Origin of the sequence: Roseobacter cerasinus (assembly GCF_009811755.1) — a bacterium.
In the GTDB taxonomy this organism is placed as follows: Bacteria; Pseudomonadota; Alphaproteobacteria; order Rhodobacterales; family Rhodobacteraceae; genus Roseobacter; species Roseobacter cerasinus.
In genome coordinates, this window is sequence record NZ_BLIV01000003.1 from 329,370 (window position 1) to 355,539 (window position 26,170).

The 26,170-nt window shown below is 61.9% G+C and carries 27 protein-coding genes and 1 pseudogene; 22 read left to right on the forward strand and 6 right to left on the reverse strand.

The window, feature by feature from the left end; genetic code table 11:
• Nucleotides 1–55: 55 nt before the first annotated feature.
• The 7 genes from So717_RS09075 to So717_RS09105 all read left to right on the forward strand — a co-directional run bounded on the left by So717_RS09075 (nt 56) and on the right by So717_RS09105 (nt 5,682).
• The gene (locus So717_RS09075) at nt 56–814 is read left to right on the forward strand and encodes a succinate dehydrogenase/fumarate reductase iron-sulfur subunit (RefSeq protein WP_438810643.1); all 759 of its coding nucleotides are present in this window, start codon (nt 56–58) and stop codon (nt 812–814) included.
• The gene (locus So717_RS09080; protein WP_159976333.1) at nt 814–1,155 is read left to right on the forward strand and encodes a succinate dehydrogenase; all 342 of its coding nucleotides are present in this window, start codon (nt 814–816) and stop codon (nt 1,153–1,155) included. Before So717_RS09075 ends, So717_RS09080 begins: the two co-directional genes overlap by 1 nt.
• Nucleotides 1,152–1,490 (forward strand): succinate dehydrogenase, cytochrome b556 subunit, encoded by a 339-nt coding sequence (gene sdhC, locus So717_RS09085; RefSeq protein WP_159976336.1) that lies wholly within the window; start codon nt 1,152–1,154, stop codon nt 1,488–1,490. Before So717_RS09080 ends, sdhC begins: the two co-directional genes overlap by 4 nt.
• Entirely contained in the window at nt 1,487–3,244 is a 1,758-nt protein-coding gene (locus So717_RS09090; RefSeq protein WP_159976339.1) for an L-aspartate oxidase, read from the forward strand. Before sdhC ends, So717_RS09090 begins: the two co-directional genes overlap by 4 nt.
• On the forward strand, nt 3,241–4,197 hold the full coding sequence (locus tag So717_RS09095) for a fumarate hydratase (RefSeq protein ID WP_159976342.1): 957 nt from the start codon (nt 3,241–3,243) through the stop codon (nt 4,195–4,197). The genes So717_RS09090 and So717_RS09095 overlap by 4 nt, the downstream gene beginning before the upstream one ends.
• The gene (locus So717_RS09100; protein ID WP_159976345.1) at nt 4,194–4,862 is read left to right on the forward strand and encodes a fumarate hydratase C-terminal domain-containing protein; all 669 of its coding nucleotides are present in this window, start codon (nt 4,194–4,196) and stop codon (nt 4,860–4,862) included. The genes So717_RS09095 and So717_RS09100 overlap by 4 nt, the downstream gene beginning before the upstream one ends.
• Before the next feature lie 62 nt (nt 4,863–4,924).
• Nucleotides 4,925–5,682, forward strand: a protein-coding gene (locus tag So717_RS09105) for an IS5 family transposase (RefSeq protein ID WP_159976347.1) whose coding sequence is annotated in 2 segments (ribosomal slippage) — nt 4,925–5,261 and nt 5,261–5,682 — 759 coding nt in all. Because the reading frame shifts where the segments join, the coding sequence is not laid out codon by codon here.
• A gap of 9 nt (nt 5,683–5,691) precedes the next feature.
• On the opposite strand, the gene So717_RS09110 is transcribed toward So717_RS09105, so the two are convergent.
• Complete coding sequence (locus So717_RS09110) at nt 5,692–6,435, reverse strand: sulfite exporter TauE/SafE family protein (protein WP_159976350.1); 744 nt, start codon at nt 6,433–6,435, stop codon at nt 5,692–5,694.
• The gene (locus So717_RS09115; protein ID WP_159976353.1) at nt 6,432–7,328 is read right to left on the reverse strand and encodes a LysR family transcriptional regulator; all 897 of its coding nucleotides are present in this window, start codon (nt 7,326–7,328) and stop codon (nt 6,432–6,434) included. The genes So717_RS09110 and So717_RS09115 overlap by 4 nt, the downstream gene beginning before the upstream one ends.
• Nucleotides 7,329–7,475: 147 nt before the next feature.
• On the opposite strand from So717_RS09115, the gene So717_RS09120 reads away from it, so the two are divergent.
• The 14 genes from So717_RS09120 to So717_RS09185 all read left to right on the forward strand — a co-directional run bounded on the left by So717_RS09120 (nt 7,476) and on the right by So717_RS09185 (nt 21,034).
• Complete coding sequence (locus So717_RS09120; RefSeq protein WP_159976356.1) at nt 7,476–8,462, forward strand: Bug family tripartite tricarboxylate transporter substrate binding protein; 987 nt, start codon at nt 7,476–7,478, stop codon at nt 8,460–8,462.
• 84 nt (nt 8,463–8,546) lie between these two features.
• Nucleotides 8,547–9,038, forward strand: coding sequence for a tripartite tricarboxylate transporter TctB family protein (locus So717_RS09125; RefSeq protein WP_159976359.1), 492 nt, complete (start codon nt 8,547–8,549; stop codon nt 9,036–9,038).
• A complete protein-coding gene (locus So717_RS09130; RefSeq protein WP_159976362.1) occupies nt 9,035–10,549 on the forward strand; it encodes a tripartite tricarboxylate transporter permease in 1,515 nt (504 codons plus the stop codon). Before So717_RS09125 ends, So717_RS09130 begins: the two co-directional genes overlap by 4 nt.
• 130 nt (nt 10,550–10,679) lie before the next feature.
• On the forward strand, nt 10,680–11,057 hold the full coding sequence (locus tag So717_RS09135) for a hypothetical protein (RefSeq protein ID WP_159976365.1): 378 nt from the start codon (nt 10,680–10,682) through the stop codon (nt 11,055–11,057).
• A complete protein-coding gene (locus tag So717_RS09140; protein WP_159976368.1) occupies nt 11,054–12,112 on the forward strand; it encodes a Rieske 2Fe-2S domain-containing protein in 1,059 nt (352 codons plus the stop codon). Before So717_RS09135 ends, So717_RS09140 begins: the two co-directional genes overlap by 4 nt.
• On the forward strand, nt 12,109–12,867 hold the full coding sequence (locus So717_RS09145) for a hypothetical protein (RefSeq protein WP_174239018.1): 759 nt from the start codon (nt 12,109–12,111) through the stop codon (nt 12,865–12,867). Before So717_RS09140 ends, So717_RS09145 begins: the two co-directional genes overlap by 4 nt.
• Nucleotides 12,867–13,133 (forward strand): hypothetical protein, encoded by a 267-nt coding sequence (locus So717_RS09150; protein WP_174239019.1) that lies wholly within the window; start codon nt 12,867–12,869, stop codon nt 13,131–13,133. The genes So717_RS09145 and So717_RS09150 overlap by 1 nt, the downstream gene beginning before the upstream one ends.
• Nucleotides 13,134–13,258: 125 nt before the next feature.
• Entirely contained in the window at nt 13,259–13,963 is a 705-nt protein-coding gene (locus So717_RS09155; protein WP_159976374.1) for an ABC transporter permease, read from the forward strand.
• Nucleotides 13,957–14,673, forward strand: coding sequence for an ATP-binding cassette domain-containing protein (locus So717_RS09160; RefSeq protein WP_159976377.1), 717 nt, complete (start codon nt 13,957–13,959; stop codon nt 14,671–14,673). Before So717_RS09155 ends, So717_RS09160 begins: the two co-directional genes overlap by 7 nt.
• Nucleotides 14,670–15,476, forward strand: a complete 807-nt coding sequence (locus So717_RS09165; protein ID WP_159976380.1) for an ABC transporter substrate-binding protein — start codon at nt 14,670–14,672, stop codon at nt 15,474–15,476. The genes So717_RS09160 and So717_RS09165 overlap by 4 nt, the downstream gene beginning before the upstream one ends.
• Before the next feature lie 557 nt (nt 15,477–16,033).
• A complete protein-coding gene (gene glnE / locus So717_RS09170; RefSeq protein ID WP_159977121.1) occupies nt 16,034–18,823 on the forward strand; it encodes a bifunctional [glutamate--ammonia ligase]-adenylyl-L-tyrosine phosphorylase/[glutamate--ammonia-ligase] adenylyltransferase in 2,790 nt (929 codons plus the stop codon).
• The gene (locus tag So717_RS09175; RefSeq protein WP_174239020.1) at nt 18,810–19,079 is read left to right on the forward strand and encodes a hypothetical protein; all 270 of its coding nucleotides are present in this window, start codon (nt 18,810–18,812) and stop codon (nt 19,077–19,079) included. The genes glnE and So717_RS09175 overlap by 14 nt, the downstream gene beginning before the upstream one ends.
• A 185-nt stretch (nt 19,080–19,264) precedes the next feature.
• Entirely contained in the window at nt 19,265–20,482 is a 1,218-nt protein-coding gene (locus So717_RS09180; protein ID WP_159976383.1) for an RSP_2647 family RNA methyltransferase, read from the forward strand.
• Between the two features lie 3 nt (nt 20,483–20,485).
• Nucleotides 20,486–21,034, forward strand: a complete 549-nt coding sequence (locus tag So717_RS09185; RefSeq protein ID WP_159976386.1) for an RSP_2648 family PIN domain-containing protein — start codon at nt 20,486–20,488, stop codon at nt 21,032–21,034.
• Between the two features lie 167 nt (nt 21,035–21,201).
• On the opposite strand, the gene So717_RS09190 is transcribed toward So717_RS09185, so the two are convergent.
• Together So717_RS09190 and So717_RS09195 are read right to left on the reverse strand one after the other, a co-directional pair.
• The gene (locus tag So717_RS09190) at nt 21,202–21,945 is read right to left on the reverse strand and encodes a TSUP family transporter (protein ID WP_306439499.1); all 744 of its coding nucleotides are present in this window, start codon (nt 21,943–21,945) and stop codon (nt 21,202–21,204) included.
• 18 nt (nt 21,946–21,963) lie between these two features.
• Nucleotides 21,964–23,133, reverse strand: coding sequence for an MFS transporter (locus tag So717_RS09195; RefSeq protein WP_159976389.1), 1,170 nt, complete (start codon nt 23,131–23,133; stop codon nt 21,964–21,966).
• A gap of 113 nt (nt 23,134–23,246) precedes the next feature.
• Between So717_RS09195 and So717_RS09200 the strand changes: the two genes are divergently transcribed.
• Complete coding sequence (locus So717_RS09200) at nt 23,247–24,557, forward strand: aminotransferase-like domain-containing protein (RefSeq protein WP_306439500.1); 1,311 nt, start codon at nt 23,247–23,249, stop codon at nt 24,555–24,557.
• Between the two features lie 97 nt (nt 24,558–24,654).
• Here the strand turns inward: So717_RS09200 and So717_RS09205 are convergent.
• Nucleotides 24,655–25,596 (reverse strand): annotated as a pseudogene (locus So717_RS09205) (IS110 family transposase).
• Nucleotides 25,597–25,686: 90 nt separating this feature from the next.
• Entirely contained in the window at nt 25,687–26,085 is a 399-nt protein-coding gene (locus So717_RS09210) for a hypothetical protein (protein ID WP_159976395.1), read from the reverse strand.
• Between the last annotated feature and the right edge of the window lie 85 nt (nt 26,086–26,170).

The following is a 26,170-nucleotide window of genomic DNA, read 5'->3' on the forward strand; positions in this document are numbered from 1 at the left end:
TCATTAGGACATATTCCTTTTCGTTAGAACATCTCGCAGCTATACCATACGGCCAATGGGAACAGCCACAAGTCAGGATACGGGTGTGAACGGGTCGGACGCGATGCTGGAGGTTTCGGTTTGGCGCGGTACGACGTCAGGCGGCGCCTATCAGGACTTCGAGGTGCCAGCCTATGAAAACCAGACCATCCTCGATGTGGTGTCCTGGATCCAGCACTACGCGGACGCCTCGTTGACCTACCGCTTTGCCTGCCGTGTTGGCATGTGCGGTTCCTGTGCGATGATGGTCAATGACCAGCCCCGCTGGACCTGCCGCACGCATGTGAAGAAGGTACTGAAAGGTCGCAAGCTGAAGGTCGCACCGCTGAGAAATTTGCCGGTTATCAAGGACTTGGCGGCAGATATGGACCCGTTTTTCGACAAATGGGTGGCAGCAGGCGGCGCGCATCAGCCCAGTGCATCGCGCACCGAGCCGATCCCGCCGGTTGACCCGCAGGACCCGATCCGCGTTGAGGCCAGCGCGGGGATTGAATGCATCAATTGCTCGATCTGCTATGCGGCCTGCGACACGGTGGCGGGTAACTCGGACTATCTGGGGCCTGCAGCGCTGCAGCGTGCGTGGACCCTGTTGAACGACGCCAAGCACGACGCCAAAGACAAGATCCTTGATGCGGTCTCTGGCAGCGGTGGCTGCCACAATTGCCATTCGATGGGTAGCTGTACGGCGTTCTGCCCGAACGATCTTGACCCGATGTCAGCTATCGCGGGGCTGAAGCGCGCCACCACGCGGCGCTTCCTGCGGGGCGGGCGCTAATGCTCGATCTGCGTCTCTACATGCTGCAGCGGATCACCGCGCTGGTGATGGCGCCGCTGGTGCTGGGACACATTGCGGTGATGATCTATGCGGTACAGGGCGGGCTGACTGCTGAAGAGATTCTGGGCCGCACGCAGGGCTCCGTCTTTTGGTTTCTGTTTTACGGAAGCTTTGTGGTCGCGGTGTCGATCCATGCCGCCATCGGGCTGCGGGTGATCCTGCACGAGACATTCGGGCTGACGGGCCTCGCGCTGCGCGGGGTCACATGGGGCATCGCGGCGCTGCTGCTCGCCATGGGCGGACAGGCGGTCATCGCCGTCACCTGGAGCGGGGCCGCATGAGGCCGGCCCGCGCCCATCCGCTCTGGCTGGCCTTTGTGCTGCATCGTGTGTCTGGCATTGCACTGGCGTTGTTCCTGCCGCTGCACTTTTGGGTGCTGTCTTTGGCGCTGACGCGGCCTGAAACGCTCAATCAGTTTCTCAGCTTTGCCGAGCAACCTGTTGTAAAATTGGCAGAGTTTGGATTGGTGTTCCTGCTCGCTGTACACGCGTTTGGTGGGCTGCGCCTGATGGCTCTGGAGTGGCTGCCCTGGTCGGTGCCGCAAAAAACCCTCGCCGCCGGTGCGGTCGGGGTCGCGGTCTTGATCTCAGGCACATTCTTTTTGCAGGTGGTGTGACAGTGCAGATTGACCGGCATGACACCGACATTCTGATCCTGGGCACCGGGGGTGCAGGCCTCTTTGCGGCGCTGCACGCGCAGCAGTCTGCGCCCGAGGGCACCAGGATCACCATCGCCGTGAAAGGGCTGATCGGCAAATGCGGCTGCACGCGCATGGTGCAGGGCGGCTACAACGTCGCTTTGGGCGGCGGCGACACGGTCGAGCGACACTTCATGGACACGATCGAGGGCGGCAAGTGGCTGCCCAATCAGGACATGGCCTGGCGGCTATGCGAGCAGGCGGTCGTGCGCATTCGCGAGCTTGAGAATGAGATCGGCTGTTTCTTTGACCGCAACCCGGACGGGACGCTGCACCAGAAGGCCTTCGCCGGGCAGACGGCTGACCGCACGGTGCACAAGGGTGATCTGACCGGCATCGAGATCATCAACCGCCTGATGGAGCAGGTCCTGAGTCGCCCGGTCGAGAAGTTGCAGGAGCATCGTGCGATTGGGCTGATCCCGACGCAGGACGGTCACGCGCTTGCGGGGGTGCTGATGATCGACATGCTCACGGGGCGCTTTCGGTTTGTGCGCGCCAAGACGGTGCTGATGGCCACGGGCGGCGGGCCGACGATGTACCGCTATCACACGCCATCGGGCGACAAGACGATGGATGGCCTCGCCATGGCGCTGCGCGCAGGCCTGCCGCTGCGCGATATGGAGATGGTACAATTCCACCCCACCGGGCTGCTTGCCGGTCCGCACAGCCGGATGACGGGCACGGTGCTCGAAGAAGGTTTGCGCGGGGCCGGGGGGCAGTTGCTGAACGCCGCCGGGCAGCGCTTCATGTTCGACTATGATGCCAAGGGCGAGCGCGCGACCCGCGATGTGGTCAGCCGTGGGATCTATGCCGAGATGCGCAAGAGCAATGACCCGGATCAGGTCGGCATGTTCATCTCCATGGGGCATCTGGGGCCGGAGAACGTGCGCGCAAAGTTCAAGGGCATGGTCAAGCGCTGCGAAGACTGTGGGTTCGATTTGGCGGGCGGGCTGGTCGAGGTGGTGCCGACCGCGCATTACTTCATGGGCGGCGTGGTCGTTGATGTGGATACGCGCACGGCGCTCGAAGGGCTCTATGTGGCGGGCGAGGATGCGGGCGGGGCACACGGCTCCAACCGGCTGGGCGGCAATGGTGTCGCAAATTCAACGGTCTACGGTGGGATCGCAGGTGATGTGATGGGCGTGGATATCCGGGCAATGCCCAGCCTGCGCGAACCGGACGAGGATGTGCTGGCGGCGGAAGTTGCCCGGGCGATGCATCCGCTGTCTCGCAAACCGGGGTTGGTGCAGCCGCTGCGCACGCAGCTGCAGGACGCCATGTGGGAAGATGTAGGTGTGATGCGCACGGCGACGGGCATGCGCCGTGGGGTGGAGCGGGTTGCCGCCATTCGGGAGGAGTTGATGCAGGTGGGTGTGGCGCCGGACACTCTGGCGTTCAATCTGACCTGGCACGACTGGCTGAACATGGCGAGCCTTTGCGACATCTCTGAGGTGATCGCAAAGGCGGCGCTGGCGCGGGAGAATTCGCGCGGCGCGCATTACCGCGAGGATTTTCCAGAGGCGGGTGCGATGGAAGCCTCCTATTTCACGGTCGCCAAGACAGATGGAGATAACATCAATGTCACCCGAGAAGATGTTGATTTCTCAATTGTTCTCCCCGGGGGGACGATCCTTCCCGAGGGTGAGCCTGAGACACTGGTGGCAGCCCAATGATCCCGATTGATCTGATAGAGACCACGGCGGAAACACTGATGGACAAAGCCGCCATTGAGATCCCGCAGGATTATCTCGACGGGCTGAAGGCAGCGGCCAGGACCGAAGATGGCGATCTGTCATCCTTTGTGCTCAAGGCCATGCTGGAAAACTACGAGGCCGCCAAGGAAGACCGTCGTGCGATGTGCGGCGACACCGGCGTGCCGCGCTGGTTCGTGAAGCTGGGCAATGAGGCCCGCATCGAGGGTGGGTTTGTAGCACTTGAGGCGGCGTTGCGCCGTGCCACGGCCACGGCGACGACCGGCGTACCCTTGCGCCCGAACCGCGTGCACCCGCTCTGGCGGACCGACCACAACAACAATGTCGGCATCGGCGCGCCTGAGATCGAATACGGATTCGAGCCGGAGGGTGCGTGGATTGACCTCATCACCGTGCACAAGGGTGGGCTTTTTGGCACGGATTACCGGATGCTCTTTCCGTCGGACGGGATTGAAGGGATCAAGCGCTTCTATCTGGACAGTCTTGTGGCCTTCGGCAAGCGGGGGCTGGCCTGCCAGCCCGCAATCATCGGGATTGGGCTGGGGGGCTCCAAGGACACCTGCATGGTGCTGGGCAAACGCGCCTCGGTGCTGCGCACCGTGGGCAGTCGCAACTCTGATCCGAAGATCGCGGCTATGGAGGATGAGTTCAAGGAACTGGGCAATTCCATTGGCATGGGTGCTATGGGATTTGTTGGCAAAAACATGGTGATAGACTGCAATATTGAAGTGGGATATTGCCACACAGGCGGCATGCAGATGTCGGTGCATGCGTTTTGTCTGTCGTCGCGTAGGGCAGTGGCACGGCTCTTCCCCGATGGGCGTGTTGAACACCGGACAGACCCGGACTGGTTCACGCCCTATCAGCGCCGCGAGACCATTGAGTGGAATCCCCAGCGGGAGGCGGCGGAATGAAGATCCGCGAGGTCACCTTGTCGACCACACCCACGGCGGAGGCTGTGGCGGACCTGCGGCTCGGTGATATCGTCTACCTTGACGGGTTAATCTACACCGCGCGCGAAGGGGTTTACATGCGTGCGCTGGAGGACAAGGCCAACATCCCGATGGAACTGCCCTCTGAGAGCGCGGCCAACTTCCACTGTTCCCCTGCGGCGGTGATCCGCGAGGACGGCTCCTTCGATCTGGGCGCAGTCACGGCCACGGCCAGCTTTCGCTTTGCCAAGTGGCTGCCGGAGTGGATGGCAAAGACAGGCGCGCGGTTGATCATCGGCAAGGGCGGCATGTCGTCGAAGGACTATAAGGAGTATTTCGTGCCGAATGGTGCGGTGTACCTTTCGACCGTGGGCTATGGCACCGGCGCGCTGCTGGGCCGCGGGGTCGAGACGGTCGAGGCGGTGCATTGGCATGAGGAGCTGGGCATCGCGCAAGCCATGTGGGTGATGCGCGCCCGGCGCATGGGGCCATTCATTGTGGCCTCGAACCTTGAGGGCGAGTGCCTCTTCGAGCGCGAAAACGTCAAGATCGCCGAGAACCTGGAGCGGGTCTATGAAGGCACCAAACCCGCCGTGCTCAAGCGTTATGGCGAGACGGATGACCGTTCGGATGAGGTGATCGGCTAGGCTCAGGACCCATTGATTTTCGACTGGCTGCGTGCTTCACGGTCCGAAAACGAGCGGTGAACATGTCTGATCTCTTCTGGCTGAGCGACGAGCAAATGGCGCGTCTGGAACCCTTCTTCCCAAAGTCTCACGGCAAGCCACGTGTGGATGACAGGCGGGTGTTGAGTGGTATTATCTTTATCAATCGCAATGGCTTACGATGGCGTGATGCGCCCACAGAATACGGTCCGCACAAGACGTTGTACAACCGTTGGAAGCGATGGAGTGAGAAGGGTATTTTCGCTCAGATGCTGGTCGGATTGGCCGCAGATCATGGCGAGACTAAAACCGTAATGATCGATGCCACCTACCTCAAAGCTCACCGCACGGCGTCCAGTTTAGGCGTCAAAAAAGGGGGCGTGGCCGCCTAATCGGCCGAACAAAGGGCGGTATGAACACCAAGCTGCATGCCATCTGCGACAGCCAGGGCCGACCTCTGAACCTGTTTGTCACCGCCGGGCAAGTCAGCGACTATATCGGCGCGCGGGCATTGCTAGGCAGTTTGCCGAAGGTCGATTGGTTGCTTGGAGACCGTGGCTACGACGCCGACTGGTTCAGAGAAGCGTTGAAAGACAAAGGGATACGTCCCTGCATCCCTGGTCGGAAACAGCGGAAGGCACCAATCCGATATGACAAGCGCCGCTACAAACGTCGCAACCGGATCGAGATCATGTTCGGAAGGCTGAAGGACTGGCGGCGTGTGGCAACCCGTTACGACAGATGCCCAAAAGTATTCCTGTCGGCAATCGCCCTCGCAGCTCTCGTCATTTACTGGGTATGAGTCCTGAGCCTAGAGCAGCTCGCGGACCAGCAGCACGGCGCCCGAGAGAAAACACACGGCAATCAACAGCCTGCGGAAGACCGCATCCTCAAGCCGTTTGAAGACCGCGATGCCGAGCTGCGCCGCCACCAGCGCTGTGGGCAAGGCAATGGCCGCGTAGAGCATGGTTTGTGCGTGATAGGCCCCATTCCAGGCAAGCATCAGCGCCGAGAGGCCCAAGACCACCACATTGAAAGGCTGCAGCACCGCACGGGTCTCATAGCGCGGCCAGGCGCGCATGGAGCACCACATGGTCGGTAACGCGCCGGAGAGCGAGGCGCCCCCCCCCAGGATGCCCGCGAAAAACCCCACCACGCAGTCGATCACCGGGGTGGGGCGGTCGATTTGCGGCAAGGTCCGGCGCAGCGTGAAAAACCCGCCGTAGAGGATCAGGAAGGCGGCAATCAGCAGCTTCAGGGTCGAGACATCCACTTGTTTCAGCGAGGCGACCCCCAGCGGGATGCCAATAAGCGCGGGCAGAAGGAAGCGCGCGAGCCGCCGGGGGTTATCGGCAATGGCGCGGCGGACAATCCAGAGCCCTTGCAGCCCGCTGAGGACTGAGATCAGCAGCGTGATGGCCACGGCCTCCAGCGCGGGCATGACGCTGAGAAAAAATCCCAGCGCAAAAAGCGCGGTGCCAAAGCCTGCCAGCCCGTTGATGAAGCCGCCCGCCAAGGCACCGATGACCAGATAGAGGATGTCACTGTTGGTCATTCGTGCGCGGGGCCAAAGGCGCCGATCTCGACGGCGCGCAGACAGACGCGGTGCAATTCGGTCAGCACCGGGCGGCGGGCGCTTTCCTGCGGGAAGGCAAGGCCTAGGCGGCGGATCGGCGCGTCCTCTCCCAGCGAGATGCGCTTGAGCGGCAGGGGGCTGCCGTTTTGCACCGAGCGTCGGGGCGCGATGGCCACGCCCAGCTTGGCATAGACCATGCTGGAAATGGCTTCGAGCCCGTCCAGCTCCATCGCCTCATGCACGCGGATGCCTTTCTTTTGCAGCCAGCTTTCGATCATATGGCCGACCACGGCATCGCGGTTGAAGCGAATGAAAGGGTATTTGGCCAACAGCTCAAACGGGTCGTCGCAGGCGATGTCGGGTGAGGCAAGCAGCTGCAGCGGCTCTTCCGCAATGTCGAGAAAGGCCAGCCGGGCTGAGAGCAGGTCAGGCCGCGTGATGATCGCCGCATCCAGCGCGCCGCGTTCCAGTTGCGAGACCAGCTGATTGCTGAGGCCGGGAAAGAGCCGCACACGCACCTGCGGAGAGGCGGCAACCAGCATCGAGATCGCGGAGGGCACCAGCGTGGTCAGCGTCGTGGGCAGCGCGCCGAGGCTGACCTCGCCGCTGACCCCGCTGTCGCCCAGCACCGAGGGCAGCATCTGGTCATAGGCCTGCACCACATCGCGCGCCTTGGCCACCAGCGCCCGGCCCAGCGGTGTCAGCTCCGGCGTGCGGCGCGAGCGATCAAAGAGCTGAACGCCCCAGCTGTCCTCCAGCGTGCGCATCTGCTGACTGACTGCGGCATGGGTTACATGCACGGCCCCTGCGGCCGCGCTGAAGGTCTTGTGATCATGTACGGCGATCAGGGTCCGCAGGGTGCGGATGGACATGTGGCGACCGTCCTTTTCGTCACTTGGCCTTACTAGAGGTGTAATTTATTATTACTTCTATAAAGCATGTCTTAACGTTACCAATTGTCAAGGGCGCGGTCGGCTTGGCCCGGAACGCTCCGAAACAAGACGACTGGGAGGACAACGATGACTTTCAAGACATTTGGCAAGACATTTGGCGCGGCCTGCGCGCTGAGCCTTGGTTTGGCCGGGTTGGCGCTGGCTGAATACCCCGAACGGCCCATCAATATGGTGATCCCCTATGGCGCGGGTGGCGCCACGGACATCTCGGCCCGCACGATTGCCGAACCGTTGGGGGCGGCGGTGGGCAAGCCGCTGGTCATGGCGAATGTCACAGGCGCCGGAGGGGCGACCGGGTCGGTTGCGGTGCAGAACGCCAAGGAAGACGGCTATACGATGCTCTTTGCGCGCGTCGGCTCGCATTCCGTGAACCCGGCGATGAAGGCGACGCTGCCCTATACGCTGGAAGATTTCCGCTTTGTCACGGTCTACGAGATCAACCCGGTGGCCTGCGCAGTCAGCTCGTCCTCGGGCATCACCTCGATGGAGGAACTGATCGCCAAGGTGGACCAGGGCGGCGTGACGTATTCCTCCTCGGGCGTCGGATCGCTGCTGCATCTGGCTGCTGTCATGGTGTTGTCGGAGTTCGGGGTCGAGGAACCGCTGACCCAGACGACGCATATTCCGCAGAAGGGCGGTGGCGCCGCAGCCACAGCGGTGCTGAACGGCACCGCGACGTTTCTCTGCACCAACTCCTCCTCTATCGCGAGCTTTGTGGCCAACAAGCAGCTCGTGCCGCTGATGGTCACCACGGCAGAGCCGGTCCCAGGGTTCGACGTGCCGACAGCAGCGGATCTGGGCAAGCCCGCGCTGCACCAGCTGGTCGGCTGGACCGGGATTGCGGGCCCGGACGGGTTGCCGGACGAGGTGGCTGACAAATGGGGCACCTGGATGGCCAGCGCCACAGAGGATGCCGATTTCCTGGAAAAGATGACCGCGCGCGGCTCTGTCATCGAATTGATGTCTCCTGAAGACGCGAACGCTTTCATTCAGGGCCAATACGACACCTTCCGGAAACTTGTTGACGATCTGGGCATGCGGATTGAAGGCTAGGCGGACCGCCCGTCGATAGAGACACGCGCCGGGCGTTCAGATCGCCCGGCGCTTTGCGTCAGGCGTGACCGGGGAAGGGGGCCGATGACACAGCGACAGGTGCAAATGCGGCTGGGGGTGGGCGCGGTGCTGGCCGCGCTCTTTCTGGCGGTTTATGCCATTCCGGCCTGGGTGTCCTCGCCCAGCAATGTGGGCAACATCATCCTGTCGCCGCTGTTTTGGCCCTACGCCCTGGCGGGGTTCACCGGGCTGACGGGCTTTGGGCTGATCTATTCGGGCCTGCGGCTGGACCAGAGTGGCGCGCCGCTGGAAGAGCCGAGCGACGAGGCCGGTGCCGCCTGGGTGCGGCTGGCCCTGATGGCGGTGATCATGGTGCTGACCATGCTTTTGCTGCCGGGTCTGGGCATGGTGCTGACCTCAATGCTGATATTCGCGGCCACCGCCTTTCTGGTGCGCACGCGTCATCCGATGACCGCGCTGGTCTGCGCCGTCCTGGTGCCGCTGGTGCTTTACGCCTTCTTTGCCCATGTGGCGGGCGTTGCGATCCCGCAGGGTGAGGTTTTGAGGCTGCCATGAGCTTTGTCGACAGCCTCGCCGCTGGCCTCAGCCTGGTCGGCAATATCGAAGCCTTTCTGGCGCTGTTTCTCGGTGTGGCCATTGGCGTGATTGGTGGGGCGATCCCCGGCATGTCGGCCACCATGGCCGTCGCACTGACCCTGCCTTTCACCTTTGCGATGCAGCCGATCACGGGCATCCTTTTGCTGCTGGGCGTCTACAAAGGCGGCATCTTCGGCGGGTCGATTCCGGCGATCCTGATCAAGACGCCGGGCACCCCTGCGTCCTCCGCCACCATCCTCGATGGCTACCCGATGGCTGAGAAGGGTGAGGCGGGGCGCGCGCTTGGCATGGCGCTCTGGGCGTCCTGCACGGCGGATGTGATCTCGAACCTCTCGCTGATCCTCTTTGCCGGGTGGCTTGCGTCTTTCGCGCTCAGCTTCGGCCCGCCGGAGTTCTTCACGCTGATCCTGTTTTCGCTGACCATCATCGCCGGTGTCTCAGGCGAGAGCCTGCTGCGCGGCGCGCTTTCGGCGTTGCTGGGCCTGCTGCTGGCAACCATCGGGCTGGATCTGGTCTATGGCACCAACCGCTTCACCTTTGGTGACCCGAATATGATGGGGGGCTTGAACTTCATCGCGGTGCTGATCGGGCTCTTCGCCATCCCCGAAATCCTCGCCATGGTCCGGCACCCGACCGCGCATGTGGGCAAGGCGCGCTCTTTGGGTAAGAACTGGGTCACCTTCGGGGAGTACCGCCGCAGTTTCAAATCCATTGTGCGGGGCAGCTTTATCGGGGTTTTCCTCGGCTCCATCCCCGGCATTGGCGCAGCCCCATCGGCCTTCCTCAGCTATTCCGAAGCGCGCCGGACCTCAAAGAACCGCGAGAATTTCGGCAAGGGTGAGATCGAAGGCGTCGCGGCCTCAGAGGCCGGCAACAACGGGGTGGCCGGTGCGACGCTGATCCCGCTTCTGGCCCTTGGCGTGCCGGGAGACGTGATCACCGCCATCATCATCGGTGCCTTCATGATCCACGGGCTGCAACCCGGCCCGATGATGTTCATCCTCAACGTCGACATCATCTATGGGCTGTTCATCGGGCTGATCGTCAGCTCGGTCTTTCTGTTCCTCATCGGGTCCATCGCCATTCGCGGCTTCAAATACGTGGCGGATGTGCCCAAGCGCATCCTGATCCCCGCCGTGCTGGTGCTCTGCATCTACGGGGTCTTTGCGGTGAACAACAATATCTTCGACGTGGGCGTGATGTTCGTGATGGGCTGGATCGGCTTTGCCATGATGCGCTACCGGGTGCCTGCCGCGCCCTTCCTCATTGCCTTCATCCTTGGGCCGCTGCTGGAAGATAATTTCCGCCAGTCCATGCTGATGTCCGGCAGCGATCCGGCCATCCTCGTGCGTGGGCCGATCACATGGTTCTTCTGGGCAATGACCCTGCTGACAATCATCGCCATTGCGCGCGCGGGCATCCGCGCGGTGAAAGCGGGCCCGCTGTTGGGCCAGCCGCCGCAGGGGTGACATGCAAAGGCCACACGGGCAGACATTTCAGCGGTAACTGAAAAATAACCAAAAATGTGATTTGGTCGAAAGGGTGAGCCGCGTGCACCTTGGAGCGCAAGACTGTGTCGAGGATCGGAGCGCCAGAAACATGACCCAAGCCGAAGCCATCCTCATGGGGTTGCGCATCTGGGGGAGCATCGGCGCTGTGGTTGCGGCGATCTTCCTGACCATCGGCATGGACCGCATCGATGAGGATGCGCGTGAGGCCTACATCTTTCGGCCACTTCTGATCCCGGGCGTTCTTGTGATCTGGCCGCTCGTGCTGTGGCGTTGGTATCTCTTCGAGAGCGGGCGCGAACGCTGGCCCGGCCGCTATGACCCGCCGCGCCGGGCGCATTTTGTGGTGGGCTGGTTGCTGCCCATTGGCATCTGCGCAATCATCGTCATTGGCCTTAGCCAGCGGCAAACCTGGCCCACCGACATCGCACCGCTGCAGCTCTCCGGCCAAGTGGAGGCTGCCCAATGAGTGTGAAGTACATCCCCGTCCAGTGGAATACGAATAAATACATCTACGATGCGGTAATGCTGCTGGGCGTGGGTCTGTTCCTTTATGTGTTCCTCTATGTCGCCCCCGGCATTCTGAGCCACGAGCGACCGATCAACCCGCAAATCCACAACGCGCGCGCCTTTGGCGCCTGCGCCTTTGTGATGTTGACGGTGATCTTGTGCATCGGCCCGCTGGCGCGGCTCGACCCGCGGGTTTTGCCGCTGCTTTACAACCGGCGGCACTTTGGCGTGATGACGGCCTTTGTGGCGACCACCCATGCGGGCTATATCGTGGATTGGTACTTCGCCTTTTCCGCATCGAACAAATACGAGGCGCTGCTCTTTGCCAACACGAGCTACGGGCAACTGGCGGGCTTTCCCTTTGAGGTCTTTGGCCTCTTTGCGCTCGTCACGCTGATCCTGCTGGCGGCGACAAGCCATGACTTCTGGATGAAGTTCCTCAGCCCGCCGGTGTGGAAGCGCATCCATTATCTGATCTATCCCGCCTATCTGTCTGTCGTGGCGCATGTGTCCTTCGGCATTCTGCAGGACCAGCAAAACCACGCGGTCACGGTGATCTTCATCGGAGGGGCGGCGGCAGTGGGCCTCCTGCATTTGCTTGCCGCCCTGCAGGAGCGCAGCACGGATGCCAAGCTGTTGGCAGCGGCTGCCGACTGGGTGCCCGTCTGCGACATCGCCGAGATGAAGGACGGTTTTGCCAAGATCAAGCTTCTGGCGAGTGGTGAACGTGTTGCGGTCTATCTCAACGCCGGCAAGCTCAGCGCGATCTCGAATGCCTGCGCGCATCAGAACGGGCCGCTGGGGGAGGGGCGTATCATCGACTGCCTGGTGACCTGCCCTTGGCATGGTTTCCAATACGATGTGACCAATGGGCGTTCACCCGCACCCTTCACCGAGAAGGTCCCGACCTACAATCTGAAACTGGAGGGCACCGCCGTGCTGGTTGACCCGCGGGCCAATGTGCCGGGGACCTATGTGGAGCCGGTGCCCGTCCCGCAAGGAGCCACCGGATGAGCGACAAGGACAGTTTCTTCGTTGGCTACCTGCCCGCGCCCAAGGCGCTGCGGGGGCTGTTGCTGGCGGTTTGTGTGCTCTTTGTCTCGGGCCTTGCGGGCTTCGGACTGGCGCTTGGTGTGGCACAGGACGATCCGGGCGAGGGGGCCTTTCGCTTCGACTATGGGCGCCAGACCGTGACCGGGGTGGTGGAGCTGACACCCTATCCGCTGTTGCGCGTAACCGAAGGGAATGAGCGGATCCCGGCGGGGCATACGTTGATGCTGGCCGGGGGCGGCAAGACCAATGTGGAGGATCGGGCGATCCCGCTTGAGGGGCAGCTGGCGCAGGCGTCGGGTGTGATGCTGGAGCGCGGAACGCTGGACATGTTGCAACTGCGCGGCGGGCGCAATGGCCTTCAGGCGGTCGAGGGTGCTGTGCCGGAGATGGGGACCGTGCCGCTGGGCCGCTGGAAACTGGCGGGCGAGATTTGCGACGGCAAATGCCTCGCAGGCGCCATGCGCCCTGGGCGCGGGCTGGCGCATAAGGCCTGCGCCAATCTCTGTCTGCTGGGTAAGGTGCCACCCGTCTTTGTCTCCTCCCAGCCGGTGGACGGGTCGGAGTTCCTGCTGATCACCGGCCCCAATGGGGAGCATCTGCCCGAGAAGGCCTATCACTACGTGGCGCAATTCATCTCACTGGAAGGTGAGGTGGAGCGGCGGGGTGATCTGCTGGTGTTGCGCTTGGATCCGGACACGCTGGAGGTGCTGCGGTGATGCGCCGCGTGCCAATGCTGTTGCTGGTCGCGGGGATTGCGGCTGTCTTCTTCTATTTCTCGCGGTTTTGGTATCTCTCGCTTTGGGACAGGCCCGGACTATTTGGATGGGACGCGCTGCGCCCGCAGGGCGGTCTGGTCGGCCAATGGCTGCGTGGCACTGATGCCGCACCCTTTGAGCTTCTGGTCTGGGCGTTAGGATGTTTTGCGGTGCTGAGCCTTGCTCAGAAAGTCGTCGATCTGCTGAGCAAACCTTCCGACAAGTGAGGGACCGCACCCTCGACAATTGCAGCGGTTGCAGGCTGCCCCCCATTTGATTGCAGAGCATGCGGCCATGCCGTAGGACAGTGCAACTGAGCACAAAATGCGTAGCACATGACCCGACCTGACCCATGAACGACATATATGACGGGCTGCTGTCCGCGTTCTGGCTGGTGGTGACGCTTGACGCTGACCTTCTGGAGATTTCGCTGCGCTCGCTGCAAGTCAGCCTGACAGCGCTGGTGATCGCCTCAGCCATTGCGCTGCCCTTGGGCACGTTACTCGCGATCCGCCGGTTTCGGTATCGGCGGTTGACGATATCGTTGCTGAATGCGCTGATGGGGCTGCCGCCGGTGGTCGTCGGCCTCCTCGTCTATATCCTGCTGTCGCGTTCGGGGCCGCTTGGCGTGCTGGGGCTGCTCTTTACCCCCACGGCCATGATCATTGCACAGGTCATCATTATCACGCCACTCATCGCCTCGATCACCCATCAGGCCATGCGCGAGCTGTGGGCCGAATACCACGATCTGTTGATTTCCCTGAACACCAGCGGCTGGCAGCGCATCCGCACGCTGATCTGGGACGGGCGACGCAACCTGCTGACCGCCTCGCTGGCCGGCTTTGGCCGGGCTATTGGCGAGGTCGGTGCGATTATGATCGTGGGCGGCAACATCGACAATGCAACCCGCGTGCTGACCACGGCGATTGCGTTGGAGACAGGCAAAGGCGACTTTGCTCTCGCTCTGGCCTTGGGCTTTGTACTGATCGCGCTCGCCATCGGGATCAATGTGGCCATTCACTGGCTCTCGCGCACAGAACGGGAGGGGCGGTGGTGAGCAGCATCCTGCCTTTGACCCTGACGGATGTCGCCGTGCGCAGACGCGGCAAAACGCTGCTTGGGCCGGTTGATCTCAGCCTGGAGGCCACGGGCCTGACGATCATCATCGGCCCCAACGGCAGCGGCAAGACCACGCTGCTGCGTGCCATGCATGGGGTGGAACGGCTGAGCACGGGCGCCGTGCGCTGGTCGGTTCCAGATGAGCAGGCGCAGCACCGGCAGGCCTATGTGTTCCAGACCCCGATCATGCTGCGCCGCTCCGTGGCGGACAATCTGCGCTACCCCTTGCAGCTTTTGCGCCTGCCGCGCGCCGAGATTGGCGCGCGTGTGGCCGACTGGCTGGCCCGGATTGGGCTGGAGGAGCGTGCGAGCCTGCAGGCCACGCGCCTGTCTGGCGGTGAAAAACAGCGGCTGGCGATCGCCCGGGCGCTGATCCGCAGGCCGGATGTGCTGTTTCTCGATGAACCCTGCGCCAATCTCGATGGCGCCTCGACCCGGGCCATTGAGGCGCTGTTACAGGCCGCCCTTGATGAAAAAACCCGCATTATCATGACCACACATGATCTGGGTCAAGCCAGACGATTGGCCAGCGATGCTATCTTCATGCTGCACGGCGTGGTGCATGAAGCAGGCTCTGCCGCGCGTTTCTTCGGCGCGCCATGCACGGAGGAGCTAGAGGCATTTTTCAGAGGAGATATCATCGCATGATCCACCGCATTCTCGCCTTGGCGACGGCAGTGACGCTTGGAACCGCAGTTTTGGCCGAAGAGATGAAACTGGCCGTCACCACGTCATTTGAAAACTCAGGTCTGGCAGATGTGTTGCTGCCCGCGATCAAGGAGGATCTGGGGCTTGATGTGCAACTGCTGGTCGTTGGAACCGGGCAGGCACTGCGGCTGGGGCAGGCGGGGGATGTGGATGCCATCCTCGTGCACTCCCGCACGGCAGAAGAGGCCTTTGTGGCTGAGGGCTATGGCACCCATCGCCGCGAGATCATGTACAACGACTTTGTCTTCATCGGGCCAGCGGGGGATCCGGCGGGGATCGCTGTGGCGGGCTCTGCCGCCGAGGCGCTGCAGCGGATCAGTGCGGCGGAGCCCGCCTTCGTCAGCCGTGGTGATGAAAGCGGCACGCATAAGAAAGAGCGCGCGCTGTGGGCGGAGGCCGGGCTGTCACCTGAGACGTTTGGCGCGTGGTACCGAGAAGTGGGGGCAGGCATGGGCGCCAGCCTCAACACCGCCGCTGGGCTTGACGCCTATATCCTCGCGGATCGCGCGAGCTGGCTGAACTTCGGCAATCCGGCGGGGTTGGCTTTGCTCTATTCAGGAGCCCCCGCGCTTTTCAACCAATACGCCTTTCTCGCGGTGAACCCCGAACGGCACAGCCACGTGCGTCATGATCTGGCCGTGCAGTTGGAAGGCTGGCTCACCAGCCGACGCGCAGCGGATCTCATCAACGGCTACACGATCAATGGCGAGACGCTGTTTATCTTTAACGCTGGTCCCGAGTAACTCAGTCCGGCGCGTTGTCTTTATTGGTGTGACATGACACCCCGACTGAAGCTCTCGCGGTCAGTGTGATTTGTACCGCGCGGGCCAATCGCGCTCAACTTACTCCAAGTTAGATAAACCGCGCCTGGTTTGTCCGAGGCTCCGCCTGCTAACGAACAACTATTCACCAGACGTGCGCGCACGTGCTGTGCGGATGGTCTTGGATGGTGAGCCATGGGAACGCCATTGGTTGGAGCAGCAATGGCGCCCCAATCTGCCGTGTTTTGCCGATTGCCCCAGCCACGTTCCATGATCATTTGGCAAGGCGCGCTGACCCTTTACGCCTTTCGGATCGCGCCAAGCGTGACGAAGACCGAAAGCCACATTGGAAGGGGTCGATTGGTTCAACAAACGCCGACTGCTGGAACTCACCGCGAACATCCCGCCAGCGGAAGCCGCCGCGAACTTCCATGCCACTCTGGAAAGATCAGCCTCCGGAACACCAGGCCAGGTTCAGTTGGGACGCGCGCACACAACAAGGCTTTGACGTTGCCGGCATCTGTGGCACATCCCAGCTTATGAGTTTGGCCAGTCTCCTGACCCGTTGCCCACGCCCGTTCGACCCTGACCGGGGCCGTGAGGTTGCCGCCGCTGTCCCGGAGCTTGGGCCGGAGCTGCGGGCGCTGGTTGAGGGGGCTGCAGGCTCCAGCCCCTATCTCGCCGGGCTGGTGGAGAAAGAAACGCTGTGGTTGGCCGAAGCGCTGACACAACCGGATCACACATTGACCCAATTGTTGAAAAGCTCTGCCGAGGCGGGAGCCGATGGGTTGGCGCCGACCCTCAGGCAAGCAAAGCGGCGTGTCGCGCTTCTGACGGCGCTGGCTGATCTTGGGGGCGCCTGGTCGCTGGAGAAGGTGACCGGTGCGCTGACCGATTTCGCCGATGCCGCATGTCAGGCTGCCTTGCGTGCGGGCCTGGCGGTGCAGATCCGGCGCGGAAAGCTGCCCGGAAAGACGGACTCCGATCTCAAGGATGCGGCTGGCATGTGTGTGCTGGCCATGGGGAAGATGGGCGCGCGTGAGCTGAATTACTCCTCCGATATCGACCTGATCTGCCTCTTTGACGAGCGCCGCTTTGACCCCGATGAGTTTTACGATGCGCGGTCGAGCTTTGTGCGCGCCACGCGGGCCATGACCGCGACACTCAGCGAGATCACGCCCGATGGCTATGTGTTTCGCACGGACCTGCGCTTGCGGCCGGACCCGGCCGTCACCCCGGTCTGCATCGCGATGGAGGCCGCGGAGCGGTACTATGAAAGCCTTGGCCGAACTTGGGAGCGTGCGGCCTACATCAAGGCGCGCGTCGCGGCAGGGGATCAGCGCGCCGGAGCCCGGTTTCTGGAGGATCTGTCGCCTTTTGTCTGGCGCCGCCATCTTGATTTTGCGGCGATCCAGGATGCGCATGACATGCGGCTTGCGATCCGCCAGCACAAAGGCCTTGGCGGCCCGATCACCTTGCCGGGGCACAATATGAAACTGGGTCGCGGTGGCATTCGCGAGATCGAGTTCTTCACCCAGACGCGGCAGCTGATTGCAGGCGGGCGCGACGTCGATCTGCGCAGGCCCGGCACGGTGGCAGGTCTGCATGCGTTGGCCGCCAAAGGCTGGGTTCCGCAGGAGACGGTTGAGATGCTCTCCGATCACTATGTCGCTCACCGGACCGTCGAACACCGTTTGCAAATGGTACATGACGCCCAGACCCATAGCCTGCCGCGCAATGGTGAGGGGTTTGACCGCCTGGCCTGCCTGATGGACCGGGAACGCAACGCCCTTGAGGAAGAACTGCTGGCGCGTCTGCAACAGGTGCATGACACGATGGAGCAGTTCTTTGCCCCCTCGAAACCAGATCCGGCCCCCGTGGAGCAAGCGATGCAGAGCGATGTGCATGCCCGCTGGAACAGCTATCCTGCCCTGCGGAGCGAACGTAGCCGCGCCATCTTTGAGCGTCTGCGCCCCGACCTTCTGGCGCGTCTGTCCGGTTCGGCCCGTCCGGAGGAGGCGCTGCTTGCTTTTGATGGATTCCTCGCCGGATTGCCCGCGGGAGTGCAGCTGTTTTCGCTGCTGGAGGCCAACCCACATCTGACCGATCTGCTCATCGATATTACCACCACCTCGCCTGAGCTTGCACAGTATCTGTCGCGGAATGCCGGGGTGTTTGATGCGGTCATCGGTGGCGATTTCTTTACGGATTGGCCAGGACAGGCTGGTTTGGAGCCTCTGCTGCGCCAACGCGTGAAGGCAGAGGCTGACTACGAAGCGCAGCTGGACGCGGTGCGCCGCTGGTCAAAGGAGTGGCATTTCCGGATTGGTGTGCATCTTTTGCGCGGCCTGATCGCGCCGGAGGTTGCGTCCCGCCAATATGCTGATCTCGCGCGGGCGGTGCTGACGGTGCTTTGGCCCGCTGTGGTGGCGCAGTTCGCCATTCGGCACGGGCCGCCACCCGGGCGGGGCGCTGTGGTGTTGGGCATGGGGTCGTTGGGGGCAGGTCATCTGAACGCCGGGTCTGATCTTGATCTGATTATGATTTATGACCCATTGGATTTTGAGGCTTCAACCGGGGATAAGCCGCTGGCGACGCGACCTTATTATGCACGCCTCACGCAGGCGCTGATCACGGCGCTGACCGCGCCGATGGCGCAAGGGCGGCTTTATGCGGCGGACATGCGCCTGCGCCCCTCCGGCAATCAGGGGCCCGTGGCGACAAGCTGGCCGGCGTTTCAGAGCTATCAGCGCGAGCAGGCCTGGGTCTGGGAGCATCTGGCCCTGACGCGGGCGCGGGTGGTGGCTGGACCGGCAGATCTGGCCGCTGATATCGAAGCCTTTCGCCAGGAGCTGATTGCGCTGCCACGCGACAAAGCGGCGGTGTTGTCCGAAGTGGTCGATATGCGAGACCGGCTTCGCGCAGCCAAGGCGCCGCAAGGATTGTGGGATGTGAAGAACGGGGCCGGACGTCTGCAAGAGATCGAACTTCTGGCTCAGGCGGGGGGTCTCCTGCAGGGGGATGCAAGCGGCAGCATCGCCTCAGGCCTTGCTGCTGCTGTCGCTGCAGGCGTGCTGGATGACGCATCGGGGCAGGCGCTGACCGCGCATTATGCCTTTTACTTCCGGGTGCATCAGCTTGCGCGGCTGCTGTCGGATCAGCCACTGTCGGCAGAGACCGTCGGCCCGGCAGGCCGCGTGCTGTTGACCCGGATTTTTGAGGCAGAGAGCATGGACGCATTGGAAACCCGCCTATCGGACAGCTATGCTGCCTCGGCAGCGCTGTTGGATACCGCTTTGACGACGGGAGGACCTGATGAAGGGGGATGAGCACGATCCCAAGGGCCTGATCCTGGAGTCCTACCGCATCGCGGGGATCACCAAAGCTGAATGCCGGTCGATCTTTCTCGATTGGGCGCTCAGCCTGCCGCTGGAAGCCAAGACCGGCCCAGTGCTCAAAGCGCTTCTCGACCGCTACAAGGAGGCGCATCCCGATCATCCGATGACCGAGGTGATGACCGAAGGGTTGCAAGGCATGGCCGCCCCCCGGCGGCGTGGCGGATGGCGCGCGCGCCCGCGCAACTGAGGCCACGACAAGATGCTGATGCAGGGACGGGGCAGGGTGCGCGCGGCCCTTGATCCTATGGCGAGCAGCTGGCACGCCCGGTTGGGGGAAAGAAGATCGCACACGCGATCATCTTCCGGCTTTGTGGTCCGGCAACTGCCCACTCCGTACTTTCACATAAGCCCTGAACCGACTAGAGGGTCACCATGACTGTAGTTTGCTCTTCCTCCGCCGCTGAGGCTTTGCCGATTGTCCGGCTGAAACCAAAGGCAAATGCCCGTGCGCTCAGGCGCGGCTTCCCTTGGGTTTATGCCAATGAACTGGTGACCGATCGGCGCACCAAGGCGCTTGCGCCCGGCACCCCGGCCGTCCTGCAGGATGATGCGCGCCGCCCGCTGGGGTTGGTGGGGGTCAACCCCAGGTCAAAGATCATCGCGCGGATGCTGGACACGCGCCCCACCGCTGTGTTGGATCAGATATGGTTCGAGGTGCGGCTGGCCCGCGCACTGGCCCTGCGGGCGCAGCTGTTTGACAAACCCTACTACCGTCTGGTGCATGCCGAAGCTGATGGTCTGCCGGGTGTGATCATCGACCGGTTTGGAGACCTCTGTGTGATCCAGCCGAACGCGGCCTGGGCCGAGCGGCTGCTGGACCCGTTGACTGCAGCACTGCAATCGGTGACCGGTGTGCAAACGGTGCTGAAAAATGCCTCAGGGCGCACCCGTGGTCTGGAAGGGTTGGATGATCAGTCCGGTGGTCTTGCGGGGGAGATGCCGGATGGCCCTCTGCCGGTGCCGATGAACGGCGCGACCTATATGGCTGATGTGACCGGTGGTCAGAAGACGGGGCTTTTCTTTGATCAGCGCCCCAACCACGCCTTTGCGGGCGGGTTGGCGCGGGGTGCGCGGGTGCTGGATGTGTTCAGCCATGTGGGCGGGTTCTCGCTCGCCGCGCTGGCGGCCGGGGCCGAACGGGCGCTGGCTGTGGATGCCTCGCAGACAGCCCTTGATCTGGCGCAGGCAGGGGCCGCTGCGATGCAGGCGGAGGGCCGATTTGCGACTCGGCAGGGAGATGCCTTTGACGTGCTCACAGCGCTCGGCGCCGAGGGCGCGCAGTTCGACCTGGTGATCTGTGATCCTCCGGCTTTTGCGCCGTCGCGCCCGGCGCTGGATGCCGGGTTGCGCGCCTATGAGCGGATTGCACGTCTCGCAGCCCCGTTGGTTGCGGAAAACGGTATTTTGGGCCTCTGCTCCTGCTCGCACGCGGCGGATCTGACGGCGTTTCGCGGCGCTTGCGTCCGGGGAATCGGCCGGGTCGGGCGCCGCGCCACGCTGATCCATACAGGCTTTGCCGGGCCCGATCATCCGCAGCTGCCGCAGCTTGCGGAAAGCGGCTATCTGAAATCACTTTTTTTCCGGGTGTGAGCCGTGAAAATCACGCTTGACGCCTGCGTACTCTACCCGACGGTGATGCGGGAGATCCTATTGGGTGTGGCGGCCACCGGCGCGTTTCAACCGGTCTGGTCGGCGCGTATTCTTGAAGAATGGGCGCGCGCGGCACGTAAGCTCGGGCCGGACGGTGAGGCCCAGGCGCGGGGCGAGATCGCCATGCTCGGCGCGACCTGGCCCGGCGCAAAAGCGCCTGCGGCAGAGCATCTTGAAGCCCGCCTGTGGTTACCGGATCCAAATGACACGCACGTGCTGGCCACCGCTGTATCGACATCAAGTAGCGCGATTATGACATTGAATATAAAAGATTTTCCAAAGAATATCCTGGCTGAAGAAAGCGTGTTGCGTCTTACGCCCGACGAGCACTTGCATACGCTCTTTCAGAGCCATTCTGCGGAGGTTGAAGCGGCGGCAGCGCAGGTTCTGGCTGCTGCGCGACGATTGTCCGGCAAGCCTTGGGAGATGCGCGCCCTGTTGAAAAAGGCGCGCTTGCCGCGCCTTGCAAAGGCGTTGTCAAAATCGTCCTAGAGTATCCGTTGTGCGTCAAGCGTCTTTTCGGGCAAAACGGTGACATCAAGACAGCAGCCGTTCGTACCGCGTGCAGCGGATTCTACGAAAGAGCCCATTTTACCTAATGCTGCAAAGCGAACCAATGGCCGCTGCCAATCATTCATGCTCAATTGAGTATTTGTTCTTCAAAGCGAATCTGCGAGCAAAGTGACCGATGAGAGTGTCGCTAACCCAAGCGCCCACGGACGTATGGTGCCTCTCTCAAATCGGGCAACCAACGGTCGTGCCGCAAAGAGAGTTAGAGGCACGAGCGGTGCTAGAGATGCCGCTAGCGCGAGTTGCGGAGCACGGATCAAGCCTGCAACAGCCAGCGCGCCGATTGAGAGAAACATGCCAAAACCGAAAAAGGCGTTTTGGGTCGCGGCAGATCTTCGCGCCTCGACGGTGGAGTAGAGAATAGCCATCGGTGGCGCACCAATTCCTGTCAGCGTGCCCATAACACCGCCTGTCAGGCCCGCTCCGAACAGGGTTGCTGGCGTGATCGCGATGGACAGGCCGGCCAAACTGAGCGCGACAGCAAACAGGACGATGACGCCGACCACAATTGGAAGCAAAGCTGTCCCAACGACCAGGCTGGCGATCAGGGCGGCAAGGATCGCGCCGACAAGACGACCGGCGAGACCGGGCGGTAAATCAGATCGGACAACCGCATCGCGCGCACCCAGCAAGGAGCCAATTCCGATCAGGCAACCAAGCAGCAGGATCGTCCCCGGCACCCATTCGGGGGCCACGATTGTCATGGTTGGTGCCGCAATCATTCCGAACCCTGCACCGGAGAGCTTCTGGATCACTGTTCCGCAGACCACGGCAGCGGCGCAGATAAGCCAAAGAATAAGAGGTGGAAGAAGTTCCGTCAGCATTGGTGACATAGCGGAGGATCTGATTGATTAGGAAGCATGAATTGAATCACGGAAGGGCGGAGCGGAGCGTTTTTTCCAAAAAATAACGATGATCGCCGTGATTGCCATCTGGACAGACGCGAAAACGATCATGGCCGACAGAAGACCGAGTATGTCCGCCAGTGCGCCGCTTGCGATCACGGGAAGCGAGAACCCGAAGTAGGCATAGACGAACAGGCCCGCCGTCGCCCGCGCACGGTCGTCCGGCGCACCCAACGAGACTTCCGCTAGGGAGGCGAGATACGTGAAGCCGTAGCTTGCCGCGCTGGTGATGCACGTGCCGATGAGAACAAATGCCAAGACCTTCAACCAGACTCCGGCCAGAAGGACGAGAAATCCGAAAGGGACCAGAACAAACCCGAGTCCAAGCGCCCGTTCGTTGGTCATGCGGCGGGAAATCGGCTGGCAGAGAAAGCCGACGAAGATCGCAAGAAAAATGACGAAGCCCGTCCATCCGCCGAGGTTGTTCGCTGCTAGTTCTAGGGGAACAACAGCGATGGTCATCCCCGTCGTGGACCAAGCCAGCGCCATCGCCACACCGAATACCCAAGTGCCAGTAGGGAAAACCGGGAGACGTAGAAGCGATACTGGCTTAGGCCTATCGATGCGCGGCAGTCCGAGGGCGATCACGGCAAGGATCGGAGCCGCCACGAACAGGGCGATGTAGCTTGCGGGCAGAAACGTCGGTCCTTGCACAGCGAGACTGATACCGGTCGCCAGAGCGCCACCGCCGAAGCCGAGCGATGTAGCAGAAGTGACGATGAGGGCAGCATTCTTCGCGCGATCCGATCCAAGAATTTCCGTCATGTAGGCCGTCCCGGCAGTCGTCGCCAGACCGGTTCCGATCCCGAGCAGGAAGCGTGCAATCACAAGACTGGTCCAGCTCGGCACCTGCACAAGGAGCGCGGTCGCTACGGCTCCAAGGATAAGCGCAAGTGCAATTGGCTCCCGTCGCCCGATCCTATCCGATAGCCCGCCGAGCAGAAGCAGCGTTGGCATGAGACCTCCGACATAGGCCGCGAAGGCAACCGTCACCGCCGTCGCGCCGACATCACTTTCGGCTGCATAGGCATCGTAGAGCGGAGCCTGAAGGTTCACGGCGAATGTCACTGTGAACAGACCAAGGGCGAGGAGCGAAATTGGGATGATTCTGGACATGGGGCGAGCCTCGAAGATTGACTTGAGACCGGAATGCCATGAGGTAATCAGTATGACAATTTTTCTATTGTACTAGATACAGCGAGAATATGAGGAAAGCCCGATACATACGCTTGGCCGACATGCTCTCAACAGCGATCCAGGACGGCAAGCTGGCTCCGGGTACGAGACTACCGACGCATCGGGCACTTGCGGAACAATTCAAGGTCGCCCTTGCCACGGCAACGCGCGCCTATGGGGAGCTTGAACGCAGGGGCTTGATTATCGGCGAGGCCGGTCGCGGCACGTATGTGCGCGACCTCGGCTTGCCAACGACACTCGGTGTCCGGCAGGCCGCCAGTGACGGCCTCATCGACCTGGTATTCAACATGCCGGGTGACGCGGCCGATGCAGATATGTTGCGAGTTGGCCTCCGGCGACTTGCGACGGCGGGCGATCTAGAGGCGATGCTGCGCTACCAGCCTCACGGCGGACGGACGCACGAACGCCGGATCATCGCCGAAAGCCTCAAATCAACGCTTGGTCCCATTGACCCCGAATGCCTGCTGGTCACGTCCGGCGGCCAGCATGGACTGGCGATCATCGCCTTCGGGCTTTTCCGACGCGGTGACGCAATAGCGACCGACACCCTGACTTATCCGGGCTTCAAATCGGTCGCGGCATTGCAGGGTCTCGAACTCGTTCCGGTGGAGGGACGGGGCGGCGTGATGAACCCGGAAGATCTGGAAAGACAGTGCCGCGAACGAACGGTCCGAGCGATTTACCTGATGCCTACAGTCCATAATCCTTTGGGCTCAGTCATGGACGAAACGACGCGCCAGCGGCTGATCGAGGTTGCGCGCAAGCATGACCTTCTGGTCATCGAAGACGCTGTATATGCCTTTCTGGAGGTGGACCCGCCGCCAAGCCTCATCTCCCTCGCGCCGGAACGCACTGTTCATGTGGGAGGCTTTTCCAAAAGTCTCGCAACGGGGTTTCGCATGGGATACGTGATTGCCCCCGCGGCCCATACCGATGGACTGCTTGAGGCGATCCGGGCAACAACATGGAACGCCCCGGCGCTGATTTCCGGTCTGGTCACGGGCTGGGTGGAAGATGGAACGCTGGTCAGTTCGGAAGAAAACAGAAGACGGGACGGCGCGGAGCGCCAGCAGCTCTGCCGGACCGTTCTGGGTGGACAGTCTATCCTCTCGCACCGCTATGCAGGATTTGCTTGGTTGCCGCTCGAAAAGGGCGTGCGGGCCGAGCCTATTGTCACACGTTTGAAGGAACATGGCATTTCGGCATCCGGCGCGGAACCTTTTGCAACGACTATCGCAGTCCCGCAGGCGCTTCGGCTTGCTTTTGGTGGGGTGCCAAACAATGAGCTGAAGGGGGTTTTTCAGGCAGTTCGAGAAGCCGTCGAGCGCGCTGCGGTGGGGTAGCATATTCCGATAGCTGACGTTCGTGCATCTGCAGCGAAATAGCGTTTTGTCCCGCATCTTTCGAGTTGATGGCCGATGCGGCGAAAGAACGGTTTGCCTAATGTGACGGTCGCGGCTGCCACGTTCTGTCGGCCTTCACCAAGGCGTTCGCCAGGATCATCAACTTACGCTTGACGGCTGTGATGGCGACTTTGGCAGGCTTTCCTGCGGCTATGAGCCTTTCCTAGACGACACGCATATCCGGATTGAAGCGTGTAGCGACCAGCGCGGGCATGTACATCGACTGTCGCAGAATGGCGCGCCCGCCCTGGATGAACGACTTGCCTTTCCATTTGCCGCTTTCCCGGCTCATCGGCGCAAGACCTGCCAGGCTGGCGGTCTGCGGCGAGGAAAGCGTCCCGAGTTCTGGCATTTCAACCATCAGCGTGAAGGCGGTCACATCCGAGATGCCGGGAATACTGGTCAGGATCCTCGCGCGACGGTGCAGGTGTTCGTCAGCGCGAATGACCTCGGCGATCTCCGCATCCAGCTGCTTCACTTGGCGTTCGATCTGCCGCAGGCGCGCGGCGCACTGCCGCTTGAGCAAAGGATGGTTCAGCACCTTCTGGCGGTTCAGTGTCGCCGTACGTTCTTTCATCAGCCCGCGTCGTGACATCGCCAGTTCTCGCAAAAGAATAATGGTCTCAGATTGAGGTTGCTGAGGTTGCAAATCCAGAGCGACGCCCATCCGAGCCAGTAGCGCTGCATCCACTCGATCCGTTTTTGCAAGAACACCAATCGCCTGAGCAAAACGGCGGGCATAGAGCGGATTGACACCGTGGATCGCAAACCCCGCCGCGTGCATCGCCTGGGCAAAGGCGCGATGGTAGGAGCCGGTGGGCTCGAAAACTATGATGGCCGGATCAAGCTCGCGAAACCGACGCGCGATTTTCCGAAATCCGTGCCCCGAGTTCTTGACCGTCATCGCTTCGCCACTTGGCAGCACGTGGATGTCTAGATGGTCCTTTGAAATGTCCACCCCAATGGTATGCTTCGTCATCTTTTCCTGCCCTATGCTTGTCATTCGGGGCAAATATCGGCCCCCTTGTATCCGTTCAGGCCTCTTGGAAAAGACGGGGACGATCACACTCTAGGACGGTTCCCAAAATCGGCGCGGTTCCGATCCATCCCCGCCATCGCCCGGCATTAATGCCGGGCCGGGCGATGGCTCCGTTCTAACAACGAAGCCAACATATTCATAAGACAAGCGCGCGCTTCCTGACCTGATTTCTGGGATTCCGTAAGCCAGTCTGTGTGATAAGACCTGTCCGGCGTCCATTGCCGGGCAGGCGATTGCAAGGCCATCGGCCAAGAGGGGGCGTGTGAGCTGGCTGATCTTCACCGGTCCGTCTTTCAGTACAAGAAGCAAGAGCAGGGCGATAGAACTCTGCGCAAGCGGCTGCGTGCGTTGGCGCATGAACGACGCCGGTTCGCGTATCGCCGTTTTGGCGTTCTGCGCGCCGGAGAGGGGTTTGAATTGCGCTCTCATCTGGCAGTCGGGTATCGACCCAATGAAATCTTGCCTAGGCTACAAGGAGGAAAACGTAGTGATGAGCGGATCATTGTAAGACGGG